20 protein-coding genes are annotated in these 21584 nt (G+C 68.2%); 11 read left to right on the top strand and 9 right to left on the bottom strand.

Going from position 1 to position 21584, the window contains the following annotated elements; translation table 11 throughout:
* Positions 1–45 precede the first annotated feature (45 nt).
* The gene (locus ACCD11_RS03275; protein WP_413312343.1) at positions 46–1287 is read left to right on the top strand and encodes a CaiB/BaiF CoA transferase family protein; all 1242 of its coding nucleotides are present in this window, start codon (positions 46–48) and stop codon (positions 1285–1287) included.
* Positions 1288–1296: 9 nt separating this feature from the next.
* Here the strand turns inward: ACCD11_RS03275 and ACCD11_RS03280 are convergent, their stop codons facing one another.
* The 6 genes from ACCD11_RS03280 to ACCD11_RS03305 form a co-directional block, all read right to left on the bottom strand.
* Positions 1297–1554: an acyl-CoA-binding protein gene (locus tag ACCD11_RS03280; RefSeq protein ID WP_007835415.1), complete on the bottom strand. Its 258-nt coding sequence runs from the start codon at positions 1552–1554 to the stop codon at positions 1297–1299.
* 64 nt (positions 1555–1618) lie between these two features.
* Positions 1619–2458: a hypothetical protein gene (locus ACCD11_RS03285; RefSeq protein WP_413312345.1), complete on the bottom strand. Its 840-nt coding sequence runs from the start codon at positions 2456–2458 to the stop codon at positions 1619–1621.
* Positions 2459–2464: 6 nt separating this feature from the next.
* On the bottom strand, positions 2465–3184 hold the full coding sequence (locus tag ACCD11_RS03290; RefSeq protein ID WP_413312346.1) for a TetR/AcrR family transcriptional regulator: 720 nt from the start codon (positions 3182–3184) through the stop codon (positions 2465–2467).
* A gap of 142 nt (positions 3185–3326) precedes the next feature.
* Positions 3327–3803 carry a phasin family protein gene (locus ACCD11_RS03295; protein ID WP_413312348.1) on the bottom strand — a complete coding sequence of 159 codons (477 nt, stop codon included), beginning with the start codon at positions 3801–3803 and terminating at the stop codon, positions 3327–3329.
* A gap of 93 nt (positions 3804–3896) precedes the next feature.
* Positions 3897–4346, bottom strand: a complete 450-nt coding sequence (locus ACCD11_RS03300; RefSeq protein WP_007835409.1) for an acyl-CoA thioesterase — start codon at positions 4344–4346, stop codon at positions 3897–3899.
* Between the two features lie 99 nt (positions 4347–4445).
* A complete protein-coding gene (locus ACCD11_RS03305) occupies positions 4446–5342 on the bottom strand; it encodes a LysR family transcriptional regulator (protein WP_007835407.1) in 897 nt (298 codons plus the stop codon).
* Positions 5343–5464: 122 nt separating this feature from the next.
* Between ACCD11_RS03305 and gtdA the strand changes: the two genes are divergently transcribed.
* The 10 genes from gtdA to ACCD11_RS03355 all read left to right on the top strand — a co-directional run bounded on the left by gtdA (position 5465) and on the right by ACCD11_RS03355 (position 15426).
* On the top strand, positions 5465–6526 hold the full coding sequence (gene gtdA, locus ACCD11_RS03310; RefSeq protein WP_413312350.1) for a gentisate 1,2-dioxygenase: 1062 nt from the start codon (positions 5465–5467) through the stop codon (positions 6524–6526).
* 65 nt (positions 6527–6591) lie between these two features.
* Positions 6592–7296: a fumarylacetoacetate hydrolase family protein gene (locus tag ACCD11_RS03315; RefSeq protein ID WP_007835403.1), complete on the top strand. Its 705-nt coding sequence runs from the start codon at positions 6592–6594 to the stop codon at positions 7294–7296.
* A 24-nt stretch (positions 7297–7320) separates the two neighbouring features.
* Positions 7321–8568, top strand: a complete 1248-nt coding sequence (locus ACCD11_RS03320; RefSeq protein ID WP_413312352.1) for a 3-hydroxybenzoate 6-monooxygenase — start codon at positions 7321–7323, stop codon at positions 8566–8568.
* Between the two features lie 59 nt (positions 8569–8627).
* On the top strand, positions 8628–9605 hold the full coding sequence (locus tag ACCD11_RS03325) for a Bug family tripartite tricarboxylate transporter substrate binding protein (protein ID WP_007835399.1): 978 nt from the start codon (positions 8628–8630) through the stop codon (positions 9603–9605).
* An 84-nt stretch (positions 9606–9689) separates the two neighbouring features.
* Positions 9690–10667, top strand: coding sequence for a Bug family tripartite tricarboxylate transporter substrate binding protein (locus tag ACCD11_RS03330; protein ID WP_413312354.1), 978 nt, complete (start codon positions 9690–9692; stop codon positions 10665–10667).
* Positions 10667–12037 (top strand): FAD-dependent oxidoreductase, encoded by a 1371-nt coding sequence (locus ACCD11_RS03335; protein WP_413312356.1) that lies wholly within the window; start codon positions 10667–10669, stop codon positions 12035–12037. The genes ACCD11_RS03330 and ACCD11_RS03335 overlap by 1 nt, the downstream gene beginning before the upstream one ends.
* Positions 12038–12060: 23 nt before the next feature.
* Complete coding sequence (locus ACCD11_RS03340) at positions 12061–12750, top strand: hypothetical protein (RefSeq protein ID WP_413312357.1); 690 nt, start codon at positions 12061–12063, stop codon at positions 12748–12750.
* Between the two features lie 98 nt (positions 12751–12848).
* A complete protein-coding gene (locus ACCD11_RS03345) occupies positions 12849–13736 on the top strand; it encodes an acyl-CoA thioesterase (protein ID WP_007835388.1) in 888 nt (295 codons plus the stop codon).
* Between the two features lie 27 nt (positions 13737–13763).
* Entirely contained in the window at positions 13764–14372 is a 609-nt protein-coding gene (locus ACCD11_RS03350; RefSeq protein ID WP_413312359.1) for a glutathione S-transferase, read from the top strand.
* Between the two features lie 340 nt (positions 14373–14712).
* Entirely contained in the window at positions 14713–15426 is a 714-nt protein-coding gene (locus tag ACCD11_RS03355; RefSeq protein ID WP_413312360.1) for an SDR family oxidoreductase, read from the top strand.
* Positions 15427–15486: 60 nt separating this feature from the next.
* Here ACCD11_RS03355 and atpE read toward each other — a convergent pair whose 3' ends face one another.
* The 3 genes from atpE to ACCD11_RS03370 form a co-directional block, all read right to left on the bottom strand.
* Positions 15487–15726 carry a F0F1 ATP synthase subunit C gene (gene atpE, locus ACCD11_RS03360; protein ID WP_007835387.1) on the bottom strand — a complete coding sequence of 80 codons (240 nt, stop codon included), beginning with the start codon at positions 15724–15726 and terminating at the stop codon, positions 15487–15489.
* 147 nt (positions 15727–15873) lie between these two features.
* The gene (locus ACCD11_RS03365) at positions 15874–20583 is read right to left on the bottom strand and encodes an Ig-like domain-containing protein (RefSeq protein WP_413312363.1); all 4710 of its coding nucleotides are present in this window, start codon (positions 20581–20583) and stop codon (positions 15874–15876) included.
* A 121-nt stretch (positions 20584–20704) separates the two neighbouring features.
* On the bottom strand, positions 20705–21559 hold the full coding sequence (locus tag ACCD11_RS03370; protein ID WP_007835385.1) for a class I fructose-bisphosphate aldolase: 855 nt from the start codon (positions 21557–21559) through the stop codon (positions 20705–20707).
* Between the last annotated feature and the right edge of the window lie 25 nt (positions 21560–21584).

Genomic DNA, 21584 nt, shown 5'->3' on the forward strand with positions numbered 1-21584 from the left:
CGTCTCCGGGATCCGGACGGCGGTGGCACGGCACACTCTGGCGCCATGACGACGACCACAACCTCTTCCCCTCCGGCCGCGGGCCCGCTGGCCGGCCTCAAGGTCATCGAGCTCGGGCAGCTGATCGCCGGGCCTTTCGCGGCGCGCACGCTGGGCGACTTCGGTGCCGAGGTCATCAAGATCGAGCCGCCCGGCGCGGGCGATCCGCTGCGCACCTGGCGGCTGCTGAAGGACGGCACCTCCGTCTGGTGGCAGGTGCAGTCGCGCAACAAGCGCTCGCTGGCGCTGGACCTGCGCGAGCCCGAGGCGCAGGCCATCGTGCGGCAGCTCGCGGCCGAAGCCGACGTGCTGATCGAGAACTTCCGCCCCGGCGCGATGGAAGGCTGGGGCCTCGGCCCCGACGATCTGCTGGCCGCCAACCCCGCGCTCGTCATGCTGCGCATCAGCGGCTACGGCCAGACCGGGCCTTACCGCGACCGCCCCGGCTTCGGCGTGGTGGCCGAGGCCATGGGCGGGCTGCGCCATCTCACGGGCGAGCCAGGCCGCGTGCCGGTGCGCGTGGGCGTGTCGATCGGCGACACGCTGGCCTCGCTGCACGGCGTGATCGGCGTGCTGCTGGCCATGCAGCACCGGCATGCCACGGTGAGCGCCGACTATCCGAAGGGCCGCGGACAGGTGATCGACGTGGCGCTCTACGAGGCGGTCTTCAACTGCATGGAAAGCCTGCTGCCCGAGTACGGCGCGTTCGGCGCGGTGCGCGAGGCGGCCGGCAGCGCCTTGCCCGGCATCGCGCCGACCAATGCGTACCGCTGTTCGGATGGCGGCTATGCCATCGTCGCGGGCAACGGCGACAGCATCTTCCGCCGCCTGATGGAATGCATCGGCCGTCCCGACCTGGCGGCCGATCCGGCGCTGGCCGGCAACACGGGCCGCGTGGCGCAGGTCGAAATGCTGGACGCCGCCATCGGCGACTGGACCGCACAGCGCACCGTGGACGAGGTGCTGGCCGCGCTCGACGCGGCGCATGTGCCGGGCGGGCGCATCTACACCATCGCCGACATCGCGGCCGACCCGCACTATGCGGCGCGCGGCATGCTGCAGCAGGTGGGCATGCCCGACGGCAGCGCGCTCGCGGTGCCCGGCTTCGTGCCCAAGCTGTCGCTCACGCCGGCGAGCCACCGGCACAACGCGCCGGCGCTGGGCGCGGACACCGATGCGGTGCTGAAGGAAATCGGCCTGAGCGCCGAGCAGATCGCCGCGCTGCACGCGCGGGGGATCATCGGCTGAGGGTCGCGGTCAGCCTCGCAGCGATTCGATGAGGTCGATGTATTTCTGCTTGGCTTCATCGGCGCTCGCACCTTTCTGGGCCGTCCAGGCGTCCCACTTGGCGCGCGCGACGATGTCGCTGAAGCTGGGCTTCTTGGCGGTGTTGTCGCCCTCGGTGGCTTGCTTGAAAAGGCCGTAGATCTTCAGCAGCGTCGGATTGTCGGGACGCTCGGCGAGCAGCTTGGAGTTGGCCTGGGCGGCTTCGAATTGGGCGTTGAGGTCGGACATGGGGCTCGAATTGAAAAGCGGAAACCGTGCATCTTAAATTGAGCGGTACCGTTGGGTACCAGGTTCAGTCTTTCAGTCCCGCCCGGGCCAGCTCCACGTCCAGCCGTTCGCGCGCATCGGCCGGCTTCAGCGCCGCTGCCTTTTCATAGAGCCGCGTCGCCTCACCCATGCGCGACTCGCCGTGCAGCATCAGTTGCGCGCGGGCGTATTCCATCATTCCGGCGGCCGAATGCGGGTGTAGCTCCAGGCCCCGCTCGAATAGCGCGAGCGAGGTTTCCGAGCGCACGCCGTAGGTCATGCGGCCGACCAGCGCGCCGACCTTGTCGATCACCTCGGCATGGAACGAGGCCAGCGCGAGGTGGGCGTCCGCGTGCCGCGGCTGCAGTTCGATCACCCGTTCCAGCGCGCCCTTGAGCTTGCTGCCCAGGCCTTGGGCCAGTGCGCGCGCCACGCTGATGCCCTGGCTGTAGCGGCCCAGCGCATAGGCCTGCCAGTAGAGTGCCTGGCAGTTCTCGGGCTCGGTGGCGGCCTGCGCGCCGGCACGCTCGATGACCTGGCGCAGCATCGCGAGCCGCACGGCCTCGCGCGGCTCCAGGTAGTTGGCGTAGATCGCGGTCGCCTGGTTGGCCAGCGCCATTCCCTCGCCGCCCAATTGCAGGCCGATGGCGGCGGCGCGTTCGAATTCGCCGCTGTGGTACAGCGCCCAGCCTTCGGCGAGCGGCGAGCCTTCGGCCGGCAGCGGCAGCTCGTGGCCGGCATGCAGGCGCGGCCAGTGGTCCAGCACGCTGCGCACGTCGAAGCGGGGCAGGTCCGCCCAGGGCAGGGGCGTCCAGGGGCCCGGGCTGGCGGCGGCAACCGGGCTGGCGGACATCAGCGAGAGCGGTTTGAAATCGGGGTGGGGCATGGTTGTCTAGGCCGCCATATCGACAGGAGATGCCGCGGCGCCGGCGCCCAGACTGCCGCTGCTGGCGGCATCTTCACCGTTGTAGGCGTTGCTCAGTGTCAGCAAATGCCGCCGCTGCTCGTGCTCAAGGTAGGGTGCGAGCAGGTGCAGGGTGTGATGGCCGCCACGCATCAGCGCGCCCTGTGCGTGCGCGGGTTCCAGCGCTTCCCGCGGATTGCGCACGTACTCGTAGCTGAGCCAGTAGGTCAGCACGACGACCATGCTCTGCGCCAGCGTGTCGACCTCGTGCACGTCGATCTCGAGATGGCCGGCGCGGCTCAGGCCGGCGATCAGCTGGCGGATGGCGCGGGCCTTGTTCTTCAGCACCAGCTGGAACCGGGTTTCCAGCAGCCGGTTCTTGCTGAGCAGGTCATTCAGGTCTCGGTAGAGAAAGCGGTAGCGCCAGATCAGCTCGAACAGGCTGTGCATGAAGAACCACGCGTCCTCCACGTCGTGCACGCCCTCGCTCGCGTGCAGCAGCTCGTTGAGCTCGGTTTCGTAGGCTTCGTAGAGCTTGTTGATCAGCTCTTCCTTGGCCGGGTAGTGGTAGTACAGGTTGCCCGGACTGATGTTGAGTTCGCCCGCCACCAGCGTCGTCGAGACGTTCGGCTCCCCGAAGCGGTTGAACAGATCCAGTGCGGCTTCGAGGATTCGTTGCGCCGTGCGGCGTGGCGCCTTCTTTGCCATGTCGGTGCCCCCGTGTGCTCGTGTTCTTGGGGACACTCTAGCCTATGTGCACCGCACCATGGACGGTGCGGGACATGTTTTGCAGCGCCGGGTTCTTGTGCGGTGCCGCAATACCGGCCGGCCGCTCGGGGCCGGCGCGGTGTCAGCCCGGCTTGCTGCGGCGCAAGGTGGTTTTCTTGGTGGCGGGGGCGGCTGTCTTGCGCGCCGTGGGCTTGCGGGGGGCCGCACCCGCTTGCTTCTTCAGCTGGGCTTCGAGCGCCTCGACGCGCGCCTGCAGCGCGGCCATGTCGGCTGCGGTGGGTGCGCCCAGTTTTTCGAGGGCGCGCGCCACGCGGTCTTCGAAGATGTTCTCCAGCTTGCCCCACTGGCCTGCGGCCTTGGTGCCGAACTCGCTGGCGAAGCCGGCCATGCGCTGCTGGGCCTGGGCCAGGGTTTCCTCGGCGGCCTGCTGGGTCTTCTTCTGCATGCCGGCGCCGTCCTTCACCAGCGCCTCGAAGGCCTTGCTGCCTTCCTGCTGCATCTTGGCGAAGGCGCCGAGCCCTGCGAGCCAGATCTGCTGGGCGGAATCCTTGATGCGGTCGGCGGCCTTGCCGTTGCTGTCGTCGTCCTGGGTAGCCATGCGAATGTTCCTTTTTGCAAACGATCGCCTGACTCTAGCCGCTCGGCGTGCTCCCCATTAGAGCTTCACGTCTACATGCGAAGCCGGGAGGGTCTACGGTGTCGCGCCGGCTGCGCGGCTCGCATCGAGGTGCGTCTTGGCGCGCTCGGCCAGTGCCATTTCGCCGGGGGTGCCGGGCACGAAGCTTTCCACCGGAAGTGGCCGGCCGTGCGAGTCGACCGAGACGAACACGATCAGGCATTCGGTGGTCTTTTCCATCGCGCCGCCCTTCATGTCGCCGCTGCGCACCTCGACCGAGATGTTCATGCTGGTGTTGCCCGTGTAGGCCAGGCGGGCCTCCACCTCGACGAGGTCGCCGATCATGATCGGGCGGTGGAAGCGGATGCTGCCGATGAAGGCGGTGACGCAGTAGCGCTTGGACCAGCTGGTCGCACAGGCGTAGCCGGCCTCGTCGATCCACTTCATGACCGTGCCGCCGTGGACCTTGCCGCCGAAGTTGACGGTGCTGGGTTCGGCGAGAAAGCGCAGGGTGATCGAAGACATGGGGCCGCCTTTTGTGGATATGGCTGTGGGAGGAGCCGCGATTATGCGAGCGGGGCCACGCCTGCGGACGCCGCCCGTCGCTCGGGCATGCACGCCCGGTCAGCTGCCGCTGAACAGCTGGGCCAGCGTGCGCCGCAGCCAGGCATTGCCCGGGTCGGCGTGGAAGCGCTCGTGCCAGTGCTGCTTCACCGCGTAGTCGGGCAGCACGAAAGGCGGCTCCAGCAGCTTCACCGGCTCCTGCGTGGCCAGCACGTTGCCGAGGATGCGCGGCACCACCACGATCAGTTCGGTGTGCGCCACGATGCGCGCCACGCTCAGGAAGCTCGACAGCCGCACCACCACGTTGCGCTTCAGGCCCAGCCGCGCGAGGGTCGTGTCGACGATGGCATGCCCGGTGCCCGAGGTGGACACCACCGCATGCGCCTCCGCCTCGAAGCGCTTGCGCGTGAGCTTCGCGCCGATGCGCGGGTGGTTCTGTGCTGCCAGGCAGACGAAGTTCTGCATGAACAGCGTCTGCTGGTAGAAGCCCGCGTCCAGCTGCGGCATGAAGCCCACGGCGAGGTCGACCTCGCCGTCCTGCAGGCGGCGGCCGCTGAGGGTGGAGATGATCTCGGTCTCGATGTGCACGCCCGGCGCCGCGCGCCGCAGGTGGTCGAGCAGGCCGGGCAGCAGCACCACCTCGCTGATGTCGGTCATGCAGATGCGAAAGCGCCGCTGCGCCTGCGCGGGCTCGAAACTGCTGCGGTTGCCCTGGGCCTGAGCCAGCTGGGCCAGCGCCTCGCGCAGGTTCGGGTAGATGCGCTCGGCGTGCGGCGTGGGCTGCATGCCCTGCGCGGTGCGGGTGAACAGGCGGTCGTCGAAGTGCGCGCGCAGCTTGTTCAGCGCGGTGCTGGCCGCCGCCTGCGCCATGCCCAGCCGCTCCGCGGCCTTCGAGACGTTGCCGGTCTTGTAGACCTCGTCGAACACGGCGAGCCATTCGAGATCGAGCTTGGACATGGGCGATTTACGCTGCGGTGAAAGTCACCATTATCGAAATTTCGAATTCCGTGTATTGGCAGGCGGTCTTGAGGAAATAGTGGTGCGGACCAACAATGCCGCCACGGAGACACCCAAGCCCAATGAAACCCGCGCCTTCCAATGCGGCCGAACGCCGCGACTACTACGCCCGCATCAGCCCCCTGCACCTCACGCCGCTGTGGGAATCGCTGCACGCGCTGGTGCCGCGCGAACCGCAGACGCCCTGCGTGCCCGCGCTGTGGCGCTACGACGAGATCCGCCCGCTGCTGATGGAGTCGGCCGACCTCATCACCGCCGAGGAGGCCGTGCGCCGCGTGCTGGTGCTGGAGAACCCGGCGCTGCCCGGCAATTCGTCGATCACCCAGTCGCTCTACGCCGGACTGCAGCTCATCATGCCGGGCGAGGTGGCGCCTTCGCACCGCCACGTGCAGTCGGCGCTGCGCTTCATCGTCGACGGCAAGGGCGCCTACACCACGGTCGGCGGCGAGCGCACCACCATGCATCCGGGCGACTTCATCATCACGCCTTCCTGGGCCTGGCACGACCACGGCAACGAAGGCATCGGCGGATCGGTCGAACCGGTGGTGTGGCTCGACGGCCTCGACATCCCGATGCTGCGCTTCTTCGACGCCGGCTTCGCCGAGAACGACGATGCCAAGGTGCAGCACGTGGCGCGCCCCGAGGGCCACAGCCTCGCTCGCTTCGGCCACAACATGGTGCCGGTGCGCCACGACCACGCCTCGGCCACCTCGCCGATCTTCAACTACCCCTATGCCCGCAGCCGCGAGGCGCTGGCCCAGCTGCAGAAGCAGGAGGCGCCGGACGCTTGGCTGGGCCACAAGCTGCGCTACATCAATCCGCTGACGGGCGGCTCGCCGATGCCGACCATCTCGACCAACCTGCAGCTGCTGCCCAAGGGCTTCGCGGGCAGGACGCATCGGGCGACCGACGGCGCGGTGTACAGCGTGGTCGAAGGCCACGGCACGGCCGAGATTGGCGGCCAGCGCTTCGCGTTCGGTCCGCGCGACACCTTCGTGGTGCCTTCGTGGGCGCCGCTGCGCCTGTCTTCGCCCGACGAAGACACGGTGCTGTTCAGCTTCTCCGACCGTCCCGTGCAGCAGGCCATGGGCATCCTGCGCGAAGCCTTCCTCGAAGACGCCTGAACCGGGCGCCCGGCTTTTCTTCTTGTTTGTTCGACCCAGCGCCGCCCCATGCGGCAGGAGTTTTCATGTCCTTCGTCTTCACGCCTCCTTCCATCGTCGGCCTGCCCATCGTGGGCTCCGACCAGCAGTTCCCCGTGCGCCGCGTCTACTGCGTGGGCCGCAACTACGCGGCCCATGCGCGCGAGATGGGCTTCGACCCCGACCGCGAACCGCCGTTCTTCTTCTGCAAGCCGAACGACGACGCCTCCGTCGTGCCCGTGGCGGACGGCAAGGGCGCCTCGATCCCCTATCCGCCGCTCACCAGCAACTACCACTACGAAGCCGAGCTGGTGGTCGCCATCGGCAAGGGCGGAAAGGACATCCCGGCCGAGCAGGCCGCCAGCCACATCCACGGCTACGCCGTCGGCCTGGACATGACCCGCCGCGACCTGCAGATGAAGATGCGCGAGCAGGGCCGTCCGTGGGAAATCGGCAAGGCCTTCGACTTCTCCGCGCCCATCGCGCCGCTGCGCACGCTGGCCGACGTGGGCGAACTCAACGCCGGCACCATCACGCTCGAAGTCGACGGCGAGGTGCGCCAGAACAGCGACATCACGCACCTGATCTGGTCGGTGAACGAAGTCATCGCCAACCTGTCGACGCTCTTCACGCTGCAGCCCGGCGACCTGATCTTCACGGGCACGCCCGAAGGCGTGGGTGCGGTGAAGCCGGGCCAGACGATCAAGGTGAGCATCGAGCGCCTGCCTTCGCTCACCGTGCACATCGACTGACTCCCTCCACCGCGCAGGCCTGCCATGACTCCCTCGAAGAATCCTCCCTCGGTGCTGCTGGTCGGCGGGGGCATCGGCGGCATGGCTGCCGCACTGGCACTGGCGCGCCTGGGCGTTTCCATCGACCTGCTGGAGCAGAGCGCTGCCATCGGCGAGATCGGCGCCGGACTGCAGCTCGGCCCCAACGCCTTTGCCGCGCTCGATGCGCTGGGCGTGGGCGAGGCGGTGCGCCGCGGTTCGGTCTTCACCGATCGGCTCGTGATGATGGACGCCGTCGATTGCGGCGAAGTGGCCTCGGTGCCGGTCGGCGAAGCCTTTCGCGCACGTTTCAGGAACCCGTACGCGGTGAGCCATCGCGCCGACCTGCACGGCGCGATCCATGAAGCCGTGAGGCAGCACCCGCTGATCCGCTTCCACACCTCGGCGCAGGTCGAGGCCATCGACACCGGTGCGCACGGTGTCACGGCTGTCACGCGCGATGGCCGCCGCTTCCAGGCCGATGCCATCGTCGGTTGCGATGGCGTGAAGTCGGTGGTGCGCAGCAAGCTCATCGGCGACGCGCCGCGCGTGTCGGGGCACGTGGTGTACCGCGCCGTCGTGCCCGCGGCCGACATGCCCGCCGACCTGCGCTGGAACGCGCCCGTGGTCTGGGCCGGCCCCGACTGCCACCTGGTGCACTACCCGCTGCGCCATGGCGAGCAATACAACCTCGTCGTCACCTTCCACAGCCGCGGGCAGGAGGAGTGGGGCGTGACCGATGGCAGCAAGGCCGAAGTGCTTTCGTACTTCGAGGGCGTGCATGCGCGCCCGCGCCAGCTGCTCGACCGCCCGACCTCGTGGCGCCGCTGGAGCACCGCCGACCGCGACCCGGTCGAACGATGGAGCGAGGGCCCTGCCACGCTGCTGGGCGATGCGGCCCATCCGATGATGCAGTACCTCGCGCAGGGCGCCTGCATGGCGCTCGAGGATGCCGTGACGCTCGGTGCCGCTGTGCAGGCCTGCGGTTTCGACATGCCCGCCGCGTTCAAGCTGTACGAAGCGGCGCGCATTGCCCGCACGGCGCGCGTGGTGCTGTCGGTGCGCGAGATGGGGCGCCTCTATCACGCCAGGGGCGTGGAGCGACTGGTGCGCAACAGCCTGTGGGCAGGGCGCTCGCCCGAGCGCTTCTACGATGCGGTCGAGTGGCTCTACGCCTGGCGGCCGGAGCATTGCCTGGACGACGCGCCCGAGACGCTGCGGCCCGGGGCGGTCGCCGTGCTTTCGCCGCATTGAAGCCTGCTTCTTCCATCACCCATAACCATCGAGGCCACAGGCCCAGGAGACAAGACACCATGAACTTTTCGCGCGCACTGCTGACCGCGGGGCTTGCCCTGACCGTCGCTACAGGGGCGTTGGCGCAAGCCGGCGACTTTCCCAACAAGCCCGTGACCCTGGTCACGCCCTTCGCGGCCGGCAGCGGCCCCGACGCGGTGCTGCGCCTCGTCTCCGACAAGCTCTCGCGCCTGTGGGGCCAGCGCGTGCTGATCGACAACAAGCCCGGCGGCGGCGGCTTCATCGCCATCGACCAGGCCCGGCGCGCGGCGCCCGACGGCTACACGCTGCTGCAGCTCGACAGCGAGCACATCGCCGCGTTGCCGCACCTGTACAAGTCGCGCAACTTCGTGACGCTGCAGCACTTCGATCCGGTGGCCTCGCTGTTTCGCACGCCCTTCTTCGTGGCCGTGGCCACCGATTCGAAGTGGAAGAACATGAGCGACCTGATCGGCGCGGCCAGGGCCAACCCCGATGGCATCGTCTACGGCTCGTGGGGCGTCGGCAGTCCTGGCCACCTGGGTGCGCAGCAGCTCGAGGCGCTCACCGGCATCCACATGCGCCACGCGCCCTACCGCGAGGTGTCGCAGCTGTTTTCCAACGTGGGCGCCGGCGAGGTGCCGTGGAGCTTCGCGAGCATTCCGTCGAGCCAGGGCATCTACAAGGCCGGCAAGCTGCGCTACCTGGCCATCGCGGCGCCCAGGCGCATTCCGCAGATGCCCGACGTGCCCACCATGGCCGAGGCCGGCGGCCCGGCCTCGCTGGAGGTCAACTCGTTCGTGTCGCTGCTCGCGCCCAAGGGCGTGCCGGCGGCCGTCAAGGCGAAGATCAATGCCGACGTGGCCAAGGTCATCGCCGACCCCGAGATCCGCGCGCGCTTCGACACCTTCGCCTTCGAGCCGCTGGCCTGGTCGCCCGAGGAAATCGAGCGCAATGCCGAGGCCAAGTCGAAGGTGTATGGCGAGCTGGTGCGCAGGGGCAACATCAGCCTCGAATAGCGAGGACGCGCCTTGCCCGGCGCTTCGCTCGGCAGTTAAGCTGGCCTGCTCTGGTTTTTGACAACTTTCTCACACTTTTTTTCCATGCAAGCCACCAAGAGAGCTCTCCTGATTGCCTGCGGCCTGACTGCCGCCGCCGCACTGCCGCTGGCCGCCAGCGCACAGAACGCCGCCTGGCCGACCAAGCCGATCCGCCTGCTCGTGGGGTTCCCGGGCGGCTCCACGCCCGACATCGCGGCGCGCACCATCGCCGAGCCGCTGGGCAAGGCGCTGGGCCAGCCGATCGTGGTCGACAACAAGGCTGGCGCCTCGGGCAACATCGCGGCCGACCAGGTGGCCAAGGCCACCGACGACCACACGCTGGGCCTCGTCATCAACGGCAATCTCACGTCGTCGAAGATGCTGTACCCCAAGCTGCCCTATGACCCGGCCAAGGACTTCACGTACCTCTCGCTGATTGCCACGGCGCCGCTGGTGCTGGTGGCGCAGAACAACCTGCCCTCGGGCACCGCCTTCTTCGACGCGGGCCGCAAGGCCGGCGACAAGTGGAACTACGGCTCGGTGGGCATCGGCTCGGTCGGCCACCTGGGCATGGAACTGCTCAAGACCCGCGTGAGCGGCTTCAAGCCCGAGCACGTGCCCTACCAGGGCAATCCGCAGGTCGTCACGGCGATGCTGGGCGACCAGGTGCAGATGGGCCTGATCCCGCCGGGCGTGGCCATGCCGCAGATCCGCGCCGGCAAGCTCAAGGCCATCGGCCTCACGGGCGGGCGCAGCGCGCTGGTGCCCGAGATCCCGCCGCTGGCCGAGGCCGGCGTGAAGGACTTCAACCTCGAGGTGTGGGTGGCGCTGCTCGGTCCGGCCAACCTGTCGAAGGCCGCGCAGGCCCGCATCAGCCGCGAACTCGAAGTGGTCATGAAGAACCCCGACGTGCGACGCAAGCTCTTCGAGCAGGGCTGGCAGGCCGTGGGCACTTCGCCGGACGGCATGCGCACGCGCGTCAATGAAGAGGCCGCGATCATGACCAAGATCATCTCGGCCCGCGGCATCAAGTTGCAGTGATGACAGCGCAGACATTGAACGAGCCGGCGCGCGCGCTGCCGGTGTTCGGCGAATACGACGTGGTGGTGGTCGGCGGCGGCCCCGCCGGCATCGCGGCCGCCGTGAGCGCCGCGCGCCACGGTGCGAGCACGCTGCTGGTGGAGCGCTACGGCTTTCTCGGGGGCATGGGCACGGCCGGCGGCGTCACCAACTTCGCGGGCCTGTACGGCAAGCGCAAGGGCGAGATGACGCAACTGGTGCGCGGCGTGGTCGACGAGCTGATCGACCGCATCGCCGCGTTGAACGGCGTGAACGCGCCGCAGAACGGCATGGGCGGGCGCATCTGCGTGCGTTCGTACGACACCTCGGCCTACAAGCTGGCCGCCGACCAGCTGCTCGGCGCCGCCGGCGTGAAGCTGCTGTTCCACGCGCTGGCCGCGTCCGTCATCCGCGACGGCAGCCGCATCGACGCGCTGGTGGTCGAGACCAAGTCGGGCCGCCAGGCCATTCGCGCCAACGCCTTCATCGACGCCAGTGGCGACGCCGACGTGGCGGCCTTTGCCGGCGTGCCCTTCGAGGTGGGCGACGGCCACGGCAGCGGGCTGTTTCCGACCACGATGTTCCGCATCGGCCAGGTCGACGCGCCGGCCGCGCTGGCGGCTGTGGGCGAGTTCTCGGCCATCAACGACTACATGGCGCGCGCCGAGCAGCAGCATCCGGGCAAGTACAGGTTTCCGCGCGAAGGCGCCATCCTGCGGCCCAACAGGGACCCGCGCGAATGGCGCGCCAACGTCACGCAGATCCGCAATGCCCAGGGCCGCGCGATGAACGGCGTCGACGCGCGCGAGCTCAGCGAGGGCGAGCTCGAAGGCCGCCGCCAGATCGCCGAGTACTTCAAGTTCTTGAAGGCCGAGGTGCCGGGCTTCGCGCAGTCGGCCATCGTGGAGATCGCGCCCCAGGTCGGCATCCGCGAGACGCGGCGCATCCAGGGTCTGTATGCGCTCGGGCGCGAGGACATCCTGGGTTCGGCGAAGTTCGACGACAACATCGGCCTGAACGCCTGGCCGATGGAAATGCACGCCGACGGCCGCATCGAGTGGGCCTTTCCGCACGACGAAGCCAACGCCTACAACCACCTGCCCTGGCGCATGCTGGTGCCGCAGGCGGTCGACAACCTGCTGGTGGCGGGCCGCTGCGCGTCGATGACGCACGAAGGCCAGTCGGCCGCGCGTGCGAGCGGCGGCTGCTTCGTCATGGGGCAGGCCGCGGGCACGGCGGCGGCGTCGCTGGGCAGCACCGCGTTCGCCGGCGTGGACGTGGCCGCGCTGCAGAAGAAGCTGGCCGCAGACGGCGCCGATCTCGACCGCCAGAGGCTAGAGTCCGGGGCTTGATGAACTCGAACCCTGGACGAAAAGTGCACCTCCCTTCGTTGCCGACCTCCGCACGTCGCATCTTCCTGGCGCTGTCCTGCGCCGCCCTCGGCCTGCTGCAGGCCGGCTGCGCCAGCACGCCCGAAGGCGACCCGGTCCACGGCAAGGACCGGGTCGTGAGCTTCGTGGCGGCGAAGGACGGCCGCAAGGTCGCCATTGCCGGCGAGAACTACCACTACGTGTTCGACGGTGATCCGTCCGTGGCGGCGCTGCTGCGCTGGGATGGCCGCACCAAAGTCACGCCCGCGCTGATCGGCGAACTCAAGGTGGCGCGCAACCAGAGCTTCGAGGGCCAGTACGTGCTGATGGCCTTCGACGCCGACCTGACGCCCGAAGACCGCACCTTCCTCGTCCAGACCGGCTTCGCGAAGGCCGACGTGAAGTACGGCGACCGCACCGGGCCGGCACTGCGCTACTTCGGCACGGTGTACGGCAAGCGCTACGAGGCCGCGCCGCTGAAGTCGGCCGACAAGGTCGACTTTTCGCGGCGCCAGTACCTCAAGTACGTCGAGCAGGAAACGCTCAGCGGCACCTTCGCCAGGGCCGCGCCTTCGCCGCTGGTGTATGCCGACGACGGTTCGATGCTGCTGGGCGGCGTGCCGGTGCGCGTGGTTCAGGGCGGCACGGATTCCGGTTGCAGCGCCCGCTTCATGGGTGTCTGCTTCTACAAATAGGCCCATCGGGAGCGCCGGCTGACCGGCCCGCGACAGTTTTCGGGCGCGGCCTTTGCTATGGTCGAGGGTTGCTTTTCCGCTTGCCCTGAATGCCTCCGATGACCACCGATCACGCCACCGCCTCCCGCCTCGTCAACGAACTCGTCGCGCTCATGCAGCTCGAGCCACTGGGCGGCGACCGCTTCCTGGCGCAGAGCGAAGACATCGGCACGCCCGCCGTGTTCGGCGGCCAGGTGCTGGGCCAATCGCTGATGGCCGCCAGCCTCACCGTGGGCGCCGAGCGCCCCGTGCATTCGATGCACGCCTACTTCCTGCTGCCCGGCGAGCACGCGCCCATCGAGTACAGCGTCGACCGCGTGCGCGATGGCCGCAGCTTTACCACCCGCCACGTGGTGGCGCGCCAGCAGGAGCGGATCATCTTCGAGATGTCGGCCTCGTTCCAGACCGTGGACGACGGCGTCGAGCACCAGTTCGACATGCCCGAGGTGGCCGGCCCCGAAGGCCTGATCAGCGAGCTCGACCAGCGCATCGCCCTCGGCGATCGCCTGCCCGAGCCCTGGCGCGCCAAGGCGGTCCAGCCGCACGGCATCGAGTACCGCCGCGTCGACCCCGAGGACCTGATCGCCCCGCAGGTGCGCCCGGCCTCGGCGCAAAGCGCCATCTGGATGCGCGCCATCGCGCCGCTGCCCGACGACCCGATGGTGCACCGCGCGCTGCTGGCCTACGCCTCCGACCACGGCCTGCTGCGCGCCGCGATGCTGCCGCACGGCCTGAGCTTCATGAGCGGCCAGGTGCGCCCCGCCAGCCTCGACCACGCGATGTGGTTCCACCGCGATTTCCGCATGGACGACTGGCTGCTGTACGTGCTCGACTCGCCCAGCGCGGGCGGCGCGCGCGGCCTGTGCCGCGGCAGCCTCTATGCGCGCGACGGCCGGCTGGTGGCCTCGGCAGCGCAGGAAGGCATGCTGCGCATCCGCCGCAAGTAACAACGCCACACCGGAGCATCGCCCGCCATGCAGATTTTCTTCTCGCCCGCTTCCCCCTTCGTGCGCAAATGCATGGTCGTGGCGCACGAACTCGGCATCGCCGACCGCATCGAGAAGCTGCCCAGCGCGGCCGGCCCGGTGAAGCGCGACGCCACCATCATCCCGAAGAACCCGCTCGGCCAGGTGCCCACCCTCATCACCGACGACGGTCAGGTGCTCTTCGACAGCCGCGTGATCTGCGAGTACCTCAACGCCACGCAGTCGGGCAAGCTCTTTCCAGCCGACGGCAAGGAACGCTGGGCCCGCCTCACCGAACTCGCACTCGCCGACGGGATGACCGGCGCCGCGCTGCTGGCGCGCTACGAGACCGTGCTGCGTCCCGAGGAACTGCGCTGGGCCGACTGGACCGACGGACAGCTCGCCAAGGTGCGCACCGGCCTCGAGTGGCTGGAATCCGCAGCGCCGTCCTTCGGCGACCGCGTCGATATCGGCACCATCGCTTTCGGCTGCGTGCTGGGGTACATGGACTTCCGCTTTCCTTCGGTGGACTGGAGAGCCGAGGCGCCGAACAGTGCGAAGTGGTTCAAGGGGTTCAACCAGCGGGCTTCGATGCAGGCGACGGTGCCTACTGCCTGAGTTCCGTTCGGGGCGCGCTCACGCCGACGGGGTACCTTGCTCCGCGAATGTCCCCCGGCCTGCGGCCTCCTCCTTTATTTCGCTGCGCAAGGCACCCCATCGGCGTGATCGTTGAACGCAGCGCTCGTGCGGCCGGCACAAGCAGTGCGCTCATGTGCGAATGGCACCGGGTGCTCCCCGCAGCGAAATAAAGGGGGAGGCCGCAGGCCGGAGGACATTCGCGGAGGGGAGTACCCGGTGTCATTCGCACGCACCCCGAACCCGGACGCAAATCACAGCCTGGCAGGGGAGTCGATTCCTTGGCTAAATGCGGGCTCTCGCACGAACCAAGGAATCCCGAATGTCCTCTGAAGACCAGAAAAAAGTAGCCATCGTCACTGCAGGTGGCAGCGGCATGGGCGCCGCAGCGGCGCGCAAGCTCGCCGACGACGGCTTTCGCGTGGCCATCCTCTCGTCGTCGGGCAAGGGCGAGGCACTGGCCGCCGAGCTCGGCGGCATCGGCGTGACGGGCTCGAATCAGTCGAACGACGACCTGAAGCGGCTGGTCGACAAGGTCGTGGCCCAGTGGGGCCGTGTCGACGTGCTGGTCAACAGCGCAGGCCACGGGCCGCGCGCGCCCATCCTCGACATCACCGATGAAGACTGGCATCGCGGCATGGATGTGTACCTGCTGAGCGCGGTGCGTCCCGCACGGCTGGTCGCGCCGCTGATGGTGCAGCAGGGTGGTGGGGCCATCATCAACATTTCCACCTTCGCGGCCTTCGAGCCCGACCCCGTGTTCCCCACCTCGGGCGTGTTCCGCGCCGGCCTCGCGGCCTTCACCAAACTCTTTGCCGACACCTACGCCGCGAAGAACGTGCGCATGAACAACGTGCTGCCCGGCTTCATCGACAGCCTGCCGGAGAAGGCCGAGTTCCGCTCGCGCATTCCAATGGGCCGCTACGGCAAGAGCGCGGAGATCGCGGCGGTCATCGGTTTTCTCGCCTCGGAAGGCGCGGGCTACATCACCGGTCAGAACCTGCGCGTGGACGGCGGCATCACGCGCTCGGTGTAGTGGCCCAAATCACAAAGCGGCGCCGGGGCGCCGCTTTGTGTTCGTGGCCGATCGGGCCGATCAGCCGAAGGGGTTGGCGGTCGCGAACCAGAGGGCGATGCCCGTCGCGATGATGAATGCGCCGTCCGTCACGCCCGCGATCAGGAAGAACTTGGTCTGCAGCGTGTCGACCAACTCGGGCTGGCGCGCGGTGCTTTCCAGGAACTTCTGGCCGACCAGTCCGATGCCGAGGCACGAGCCGAGCGCGGCGATGCCGATCAGCAGGGCGACTGCGAGGGGAAGGATGTTGAAGCCGGTCATGGTGTTTTCTCCTGGTGGTTGATTGATGGATCGATGGAGGTACTTTCCCAGAGGGGGTGCGCACGGTCCATGACGTGGGAGGTCATGGGCGGCATGAAAAAAGCCGGCCGCATGAAGCGGCCGGCCTTTCGTGGAACGCTGCTGGCGCTACGGAAGCTGTGTCCAGTTCTGGTTGTTCCCGCCGTTGCAGGTCCATGTGATCAGCGCCGTGTCCTGCGCCGTCGAGCTGTTCGGCACGTCCAGGCACGAACCCGAGGCGCGGTTGCGGATGCTCCCGCCGACCATGCTCCACTGCGCCGTGTTGCCCGCCGTGCACGCCAGCTGCACCACCGGCGCGTTCGTCGTCGCCGTGCCGTTCTGCGCCAGGCACAGCCCGCTGTGCTCGGCCACGAACTGCACGTAGCCGCCGGGGAGGCTCGTCACCGTGAACTTCTCGTTGCCCGCCGTACCGCATGGCCATTGCACGGCCGTCGCGCCGCTGGTGGTCGCCGCACCCTTGATGTTCACGCACAGGGTGGGGTTGAGGTCCGAGCGGATGCGCGAGATGACGGCCGGGGCCGTGTCCTGCGAGCGCACGTACTCGCGGATCGCCACCACGTCGGCGGCCGGCAGGCTGTTGGCATTGCCATGGCCGCTGCCGAGCACGTCCTGCAGCGTGGCCGCCTGGCCGTTGTGGAAGAAGGCGGCGGTGTTCCAGGTGCCCGACAGCGTCGGCGTGTCGAAGCCGATGCCCGCGAGCGGCTGGTTCATGCCCTTGCCCGACGAGGCCTGGATCGTGCCCACGTCGTGCCGGATGCCGTCGCGGAAGGTGCCGCCCGCGTGGCAGGTCACGCACTGCGCCGAGGTGAACAGTGCCTGGCCCCGCGCCGCATCGACGCTCAGGCTGCCATCGGCATTGCGCGCCGGGCTGCGCATGTACTTGTTCAGCGAGCTCAGGTAGGCCGCGAGGTCGTCGAGCTGCGCATTCTTGCCGGCCTTGGGCGCACCGAGCGGGTCGGAGGTGGCCGCGAAGTCCGCATTCGTCAGGAAGCCGGTGCCGCCGAACTCGTTGCGGATGTCGTTCTCGAAGTCCTGCACCTCGTCGAAGTTGGCCGTCCAGTGCAGCTTGCCGTGGCCCAGCCCGCGCCGCCCCTGCAGGCTGATGGTGCGGCGCAGGCCTTCGCCGCGCTGGGTGAAGTCCCACACCATGCCGTCGTCGCCGGCGTCTGCGTGGCAGCTCGCGCAGGAGATGTAGTTGTCCTTGCTCATGCGACGGTCGGAGGCGTTGTAGAACACCTGCTTGCCGCGCAGCGCCGCGGCCGCCATCGGTTCCTGTGCCACCGTCGCCACGTTCTGCAGGAAGATCGCGGCCGCCGTCTCGGACGACAGCACCGAAGCCACGTCGTGCACGGACACCGAGCGCGCCAGGAAGTTGTTGACGAACAGGCGCTTGCGCGTCGCGTCCAGGTACAGGCCATGCGGCGCGCTGCTGGTGTTGATCTCGCCGCGCACCGCGCGGCTGTACGGATCGACGATGGCCACGCGGTTGCCTTCCATCTGCGCCACAAAGAGGTAGTCGCCCGACGGCGAGAACAGCGCCGCGCGCGCCGGTGCGCGGTCGTCGAAGTCGATCTGCTCGGCGAACACTTCCGCGGCCGTCTGCAGGTTGACCTGCGAGAGGATGGAACGCACCGTCTTGTCGTGCTCCAGCGCAAGGCCGTCCCTGAACTTGCCGCGCACGATGTTGTCCTTCTTCGAGGGCAGCACCGCCCGCGTTCCGTCCGGCGAGATCACCACCTGGCTCAGGTAGTTGGCCACGCCGCGCGCGTGGCTCTCGGTGTCCACCGTGGCGGTGTCCACCGGCAGCGCGATGGTGGTCATGGCGCTCATGCCCTGCAGGCTGACCTTGTGCAATTGGCCGCCGGTCATCTTCGACTTGAAGCGCGTGACATAAGCCACCTGCGAGTCGGCGTTGACCGCGATGCCGCGCAGGTTGCCTTCGAGCGCGACCGCGCCGGTAGTGCTGCCGTTGCTCGGGTCGAAGCTCATCAGCACCGACTTGCTCTCCAGCGTGAGCAGACCTTTCGCACCGTCCGGCGTGAAGGCCACGCCGTAGGGGCCGCTGCCGTAGGCCAGTGGCACGGTGGTCGAGAGGCTGCCGTCGGCCGCGTTCAGCGCGACCAGCTTGTCCTCGCCCTGCACCGTGACCCAAATGCGTCCGTCGGGGCCGACGGCCAGCGTCTTCGGCTCATCGCCCACGCGCGTTTCCCAGCGCTTGGCCAGGGTCTGCGCATCGATGGCGGCGACCGTGCCGCTGTCGGGGTTTACCGAGTACACCGAATTCGCATCGCCCGCGATGTTGGTGGTGTGCGTCGGCGCCCGCGCCGTGACCGGGGCGATCACGGTGAGGTTGTAGGTGTAGAAGGTCTCGCGGCCGTTCACGTCCTTCACCGTCAGCGTCACCGTGAAGTGGCCCGGGCGGTTGTAGGTGTAGGTGTAGTTCGGCTGGTTCGAGTACGCCGTCTGCGTGCCGTCGCCGAAGTTCCAGCGGAACTGCGCGCCGCTGCTGCCGAGCGTGCCCGGGTTGAACACCAGCTGGCCGTTGACCAGCTTCGGACCGCCGCCGATGCCGGGGTCGCCGATGATGGCCTGGCCGCGCAGCGTGTTGACCTCGGTGTCGCTCAGCACGCGGCTGTAGACGCGCACCTCTGCCAGCGTGCCCTTGAAGAGCGCGGCATTGCCCTGGATCTGCCCCAGCACGCTGAACTTGTTCGTGAGGCCCTTGTTGCCCGTGGGGCCGGTGGAGGTGGTCTTCACGCCGTCCACGTACACGGCCTGGGCGCCGGAGGCCGCGTCGCGCGTCAGCACCACGTGGTGCCAGGTGCCGTCGTTCACCGCCGCGGTGGAGGTGGTGCCGGCGTCGTTGCCAGCCGACAGCTTGATGCGCCCGCCGTTGTCGAGCCAGCCCCAGAACACGTCGTCCGTGCCGCTCGCCTGGTCGCGCCCGAAGATGCCGGGCGCGGTCCACGAGTTCGCACCGCCCGCCTGCGTGGTCTTCATGTAGAAGCTCAGCGACGCGGTGCCGCCGAGCACGGTGGCCACTGAATCGTTCTTCAGCGGCACGCCGGCGGTGCGGTTCGCGAAGTTCAGGCCGATGCTCTCGAACGCGTCGCCCGCGACCGGCGTGCCGTTGTTGCTGCCGATCTGGTCGGACAGGTTGCCCGCCAGCGTCCAGTAATGCATCAGGTTGATGTCGGTCGCGTTGCCGGTGTTGAAGGTCGACTTGTAGTCGGCCGCGATGGCGTTGCCCGCATAGTCCTTCACGCCGTTGGCCGGCAGGAACACTTCATAGCTCGTGCCGGGTTGCAGCGGCTGGTCGGGCGAGAAGTTGATGATGCCCAGCTGCACGCTGTAGGTGCCCGCCAGCGTGTTGCCGCCCACCGGCCGCACGATGAAGGTGTTGGAATTCACGCTCTCGGGCCGGATGTTGTCCGTCATGCCCAGGCCGATGCGCGAGGTCAGCGCTTGCTGCTTCGCGCCGTTGGCCGGCGAGACCTGCTTGACTTCAGGCTTGGTGGTGTCGGGGTCCACTGCATGCACGATGAAGCCGCTGCCCGAGCCGTGGTCGTTGCCCACGAAGACGAGGTTGCCGAACATCGCGACCTGGCCGTTGTCCGAGTGCGTGAAGTTCGGGTCGTCCTCGCGCAGGATGCTGCCGCGGCCCACCTCCACGTGATTGAGCGGATTGCTCACATCGACCTTGTGGATGCGCGTTTGCGCGCCCTGGATCACGTAGTTGTCCTGCGTGGCGCAGTACAGCATTTCGTCGATGACGAGCCGGTTGTCCTCGGCCACGAAGCGCGAGCGGTCGCTCAGGTCGTAGCTGTACATCCTGGCGCCGCTGTTGCGCGCAGAGGCGTGCAGGTTCCTGCCGTCGAAACAGGTGGCGTAGTAGAACGGCGTGGTGCCCGCGATGGAATCGAGCACCTTGGGGTTGAGCGGATCGGAGATGTCCAGGCTCGCGAAGCCGCCGTTGCTTTCCATCGCGGTCAGCACCATGTGGTTGCCCATCGTGAAGATCGGGCCGATGCGGAAACCGCCGAGTTCGCCGGTGGGCACCGGATTGGGCTTGCCCGCACCGCGGTTCGCGATCACGGCGTTCGCAGGGTCCCTGGCATCGACGATGAAGATGCCCCGGCCGGCCGATGCCACGTACAGGTAAGGCGCCTGCCACCAGAGCTGCCAGGCGACGTCCTCGTAGTCGCCCCCGTTGACGCCTGGCAGTGCTAGCTTCTTCACCTGCTTGATGTCGTTGATGTCGGAGAAGTCCCAGAACTCGATGCCGTTGATGCTGGGCAGGACGACATACGTCTTGCCGCCGATCTTCGCGGTGCCGAAGGAATGGGTCTCGCGGAACTCCTTGGTGCGAGCCTCGGGTTCGTAGATCTTCTTGACGAGTTGAATTTGGCGCGGGTTCGACACGTCGTACAGCAGGAAGCCGCCCGGCCCGAGGCCGCTGTCCGGCGCGAAGGAGGTGAGGAAGTAGCCGTTGATCATGATGCCCGCGTTCATGCCGTAGTCCTTGCGGCCCGGGTAGGTGGCGGGCACCTCGCGCGACTCGTAGGCGCTGCTGTGTGCCGGATCGAGCGGGTGCGCCGCGCTGGTGATCATCGACACCGGCTTGAACAGTTCCGCCGAGGTGTAGGTGAGGTTGCCCAGGCCCGGACCCTGCAGCGGGAGCGGGTCGGCGACAGCTTCGGAAACCGCCGCCGCCATGTTGCCCAGGGTCGTCATCGGACTGACCCCGGTGATTGCCGCGTGCGTCAGCAGTGTGACGAACGGCACCATCAAAGCCATCAGGTAATACCGGATCTTCATCGTCGCCTCCAAGTTGTGGTGTTCACTCGCGAAAGCGCGCGCGCAGGGCGCACCCCGGCCGGCGACGAGTGCGCCGCCTGCCGTACAGCCTCTCCCTCTCTTTTTTTCCGGCGGCGCTGCGTTACTTCTTCGTGCCGCCCGATTCGTAGATGCCCCACGCCTCCTCGGCGCTTGCGCCGCGGTGGATCATGGCCATCAACGCATTCACCACCGCCGACGGGTTGGCGTGCTGGTACACGTTGCGCCCGTACACCATGCCGACCGCGCCCTGGTCCAGCAGCACGCGCGAGCGCGCGAACACCTGCTGCAGGTCTTCGCGCCCGCCGCCGCGCACGAGCACGGGGCAGCGCGCGGCCTGCACCACGCGGTGGAACTCGGCGGGATCGGCGGTGGGGTCGGCCTTGACGATGTCGGCGCCCATCTCGCGCGCAAGGCGCACCAGCGTGACGATTTTTTCGGCGTCGCCATCGACCATGTAGCCGCCCTGCTCGCTGTGCGGGCGCATCACCAGCGGCTCGATCATCAGCGGCATGCCGTAGCGGTCGCAGTCGGCGCGCACGCGCGCGATGTTCTGCACGCACTGGCGCAACAGGTCGGGCTCGTTCGGCAGCATGAACAGGTTGACGACCACGCAGGCTGCGTCGCGTTGCACTGCCGGCAGTACCGGGTCGTGCTCGTTCTGCAGCACGGCCCACATCACGCGGTGGGCGGTGGCGTTGTAGGGGTTGCCCATGTCTATGCGCTGCACCAGCGCGGGCTTGTCTCGGCCCGGGCGGTCCTGCAGCAGATCGGCCTGGCCGTAGTTGAGCTGGATGGCGTCGGGGCCGGCGGCCACGAGCTTGTCGATCACCTGCGGCATGTCTTCCAGCCCGTTGAGGAACGAGGGCTCGTTGCACACGCCGTGGTCGAGCGCGATGTCCAGGCAGCGCCCGTTGTTCAGCAGCCGGTTCAGGCGTGCGGTCTTGTCCTTCGACATACGAAAGAGGTCCTTGTATTGAAAG

The organism is Variovorax sp. Varisp36, from assembly GCF_047304235.1.
Taxonomy (GTDB): domain Bacteria; phylum Pseudomonadota; class Gammaproteobacteria; order Burkholderiales; family Burkholderiaceae_C; genus Variovorax.

Bases quoted from the DNA above. Each gene is read 5' to 3' on its own strand.
- ACCD11_RS03280 (WP_007835415.1), bottom strand. From the start codon at position 1,554: ATGTCCGACCTCAACGCCCAATTCGAAGCCGCCCAGGCCAACTCCAAG.
- ACCD11_RS03295 (WP_413312348.1), bottom strand. From the start codon at position 3,803: ATGGCTACCCAGGACGACGACAGCAACGGCAAGGCCGCCGACCGCATC.
- ACCD11_RS03335 (WP_413312356.1), top strand. From the start codon at position 10,667: ATGACAGCGCAGACATTGAACGAGCCGGCGCGCGCGCTGCCGGTGTTC.
- ACCD11_RS03355 (WP_413312360.1), top strand. From the start codon at position 14,713: ATGTCCTCTGAAGACCAGAAAAAAGTAGCCATCGTCACTGCAGGTGGC.
- gtdA (WP_413312350.1), top strand. From the start codon at position 5,465: ATGAAACCCGCGCCTTCCAATGCGGCCGAACGCCGCGACTACTACGCC.
- ACCD11_RS03330 (WP_413312354.1), top strand. From the start codon at position 9,690: ATGCAAGCCACCAAGAGAGCTCTCCTGATTGCCTGCGGCCTGACTGCC.
- ACCD11_RS03285 (WP_413312345.1), bottom strand. From the start codon at position 2,458: ATGCCCCACCCCGATTTCAAACCGCTCTCGCTGATGTCCGCCAGCCCG.
- ACCD11_RS03320 (WP_413312352.1), top strand. From the start codon at position 7,321: ATGACTCCCTCGAAGAATCCTCCCTCGGTGCTGCTGGTCGGCGGGGGC.
- ACCD11_RS03365 (WP_413312363.1), bottom strand. From the start codon at position 20,583: ATGAAGATCCGGTATTACCTGATGGCTTTGATGGTGCCGTTCGTCACA.
- atpE (WP_007835387.1), bottom strand. From the start codon at position 15,726: ATGACCGGCTTCAACATCCTTCCCCTCGCAGTCGCCCTGCTGATCGGC.
- ACCD11_RS03345 (WP_007835388.1), top strand. From the start codon at position 12,849: ATGACCACCGATCACGCCACCGCCTCCCGCCTCGTCAACGAACTCGTC.
- ACCD11_RS03370 (WP_007835385.1), bottom strand. From the start codon at position 21,559: ATGTCGAAGGACAAGACCGCACGCCTGAACCGGCTGCTGAACAACGGG.
- ACCD11_RS03300 (WP_007835409.1), bottom strand. From the start codon at position 4,346: ATGTCTTCGATCACCCTGCGCTTTCTCGCCGAACCCAGCACCGTCAAC.
- ACCD11_RS03290 (WP_413312346.1), bottom strand. From the start codon at position 3,184: ATGGCAAAGAAGGCGCCACGCCGCACGGCGCAACGAATCCTCGAAGCC.
- ACCD11_RS03315 (WP_007835403.1), top strand. From the start codon at position 6,592: ATGTCCTTCGTCTTCACGCCTCCTTCCATCGTCGGCCTGCCCATCGTG.
- ACCD11_RS03305 (WP_007835407.1), bottom strand. From the start codon at position 5,342: ATGTCCAAGCTCGATCTCGAATGGCTCGCCGTGTTCGACGAGGTCTAC.
- ACCD11_RS03350 (WP_413312359.1), top strand. From the start codon at position 13,764: ATGCAGATTTTCTTCTCGCCCGCTTCCCCCTTCGTGCGCAAATGCATG.
- ACCD11_RS03325 (WP_007835399.1), top strand. From the start codon at position 8,628: ATGAACTTTTCGCGCGCACTGCTGACCGCGGGGCTTGCCCTGACCGTC.
- ACCD11_RS03275 (WP_413312343.1), top strand. From the start codon at position 46: ATGACGACGACCACAACCTCTTCCCCTCCGGCCGCGGGCCCGCTGGCC.